The organism is Microcoleus sp. Pol12B3 (assembly GCF_036701355.1).
In the GTDB taxonomy this organism is placed as follows: Bacteria; Cyanobacteriota; Cyanobacteriia; order Cyanobacteriales; family Microcoleaceae; genus Microcoleus.
Window position 1 is genome coordinate 1 of sequence record NZ_JAUBQS010000158.1, and the last position, 1,668, is coordinate 1,668.

The window sequence follows — 1,668 nt, forward strand, 5'->3', positions numbered from 1 at the left end:
TAGGGTTTGCTGAAGCAGTTGCAAAAGTAAACACTGTATGAGTTGTGTTATCCTAAAAAGGTGGAAGGGTGCAAGAAAAACAGGTATAATGACTCAAAACCCGTGCATCACCACCTGCGAGCGTGTACAGAAAAGCTGAGCTTGCCCCAAGCCCCCCATCCGACTTTAAACTACCCTTTGAAGGAAGGTTGTCAGCAGATAACCGTTGGGTAAAGATGGCCGAACTTATCCCGTGGGATGAATTTGAAGCAGAATATGCTGAAAATTTCCCGACCGAAATGGGCGCACCCGCCAAATCATTTCGCATGGCATTGGGGGCATTAATCATCAAAGAAAAACTGGGAATTAGCGATAGAGAAACAGTAGAACAAATCCGTGAAAATCCCTATTTGCAATACTTTGTCGGTCAATCAATCTACAGCAACGAACTCCCATTTGACCCGTCGCTATTAGTTCACTTTCGGCAACGAATTAGTGCGAATCTAATTAATAAAGTGAACGAACGCCTGGTGGAAAAAATGCGCGAAACCATCGCAGTCAAACCAGAAAAAAAAAAGGATTCGGACGCAAAAAATGAATCACCCAATCAAGGAAAATTAATCGTAGATGCGACCTGTGCTCCAGCGGATATTAGCTATCCGACGGACTTAGGGCTATTAAACCGAGTCCGAGTTCATACCGAAAAAATTATCGACATTCTCTATAAATCTCTCACAGTAAAAATCAAGAAAAAACCCAGAACCTACCGAAAAATAGCCAGAAAAGACTACTTAGCAGTAGCCAAACAACGACGACCGACCCGAAACAAAAAAATCCAAGCAATTAAAAAACAATTGCAATATATCAAAAGAAATTTGGCTCATATCGATCAGCTAATCGAATCAGGTGCGACTCTGGAAAGTCTGACCAAAAAGCAATATAAAACTTTGCTAGTCCTCACAGAAGTCTATCGCCAACAACTCTGGTTATGTGAAAATAACAAACAGAGTATTGAGGACAGAATAGTAAGTGTAAGTCAACCCCACATCCGTCCCATTATTAGAGGTAAAGCAGGAAAACCTGTAGAGTTTGGAGCTAAACTGTCAGCGAGTTGCTTTGATAGGTATGTGTTTTTAGACCGAATAAGTTGGGAGAATTTTAACGAATCGGGAGACTTAAAAGCCCAAATAGAAGCATTTAAAAGTTACACAGGATACTACCCAGAATCAGTCCATGCCGATCGCATTTATCGAACAAGGGAAAACCGAGCTTGGTGTAAAGAAAGAGGAATTAGAATGAGTGGGCCTCCGTTAGGAAGGCCACCAGCAAATGTCAGTAAGGAAACAAAGAAACAAGCCTGGGAAGATGAGAGAATTCGTAACTCTATTGAGGGAAAATTTGGGACTTGCGAAAAAGAAGATTCACCTTGAATCGCGTGATGGCAAAACTTGATAATACTTCTGGTACAGCTATTGCTATTACTTTTTTAGTAATGAACCTTTCTACCTGGTTAAGACGGGTTTTTTGTGTGTTTTTATGTCAAAAACCAAAAATCACACCTGTTGACTGAGCAATCATTACTAAAAGCTATAACTGGGCAAGTTATAGTCAACAAAAAATTATGTTTCGCCGAGCTTGAATCACCCATTAATTGCGATAGCGATTTTTCTTAACTTATTCAGCAAGCCC

1 pseudogene is annotated in these 1,668 nt (G+C 40.6%); it reads left to right on the forward strand.

From position 1 onward, the window contains the following. Positions 1-122: 122 nt before the first annotated feature. Positions 123-1,618, forward strand: a pseudogene (locus tag QUA53_RS28945) (IS5 family transposase). The last annotated feature ends 50 nt before the right edge of the window (positions 1,619-1,668 follow it).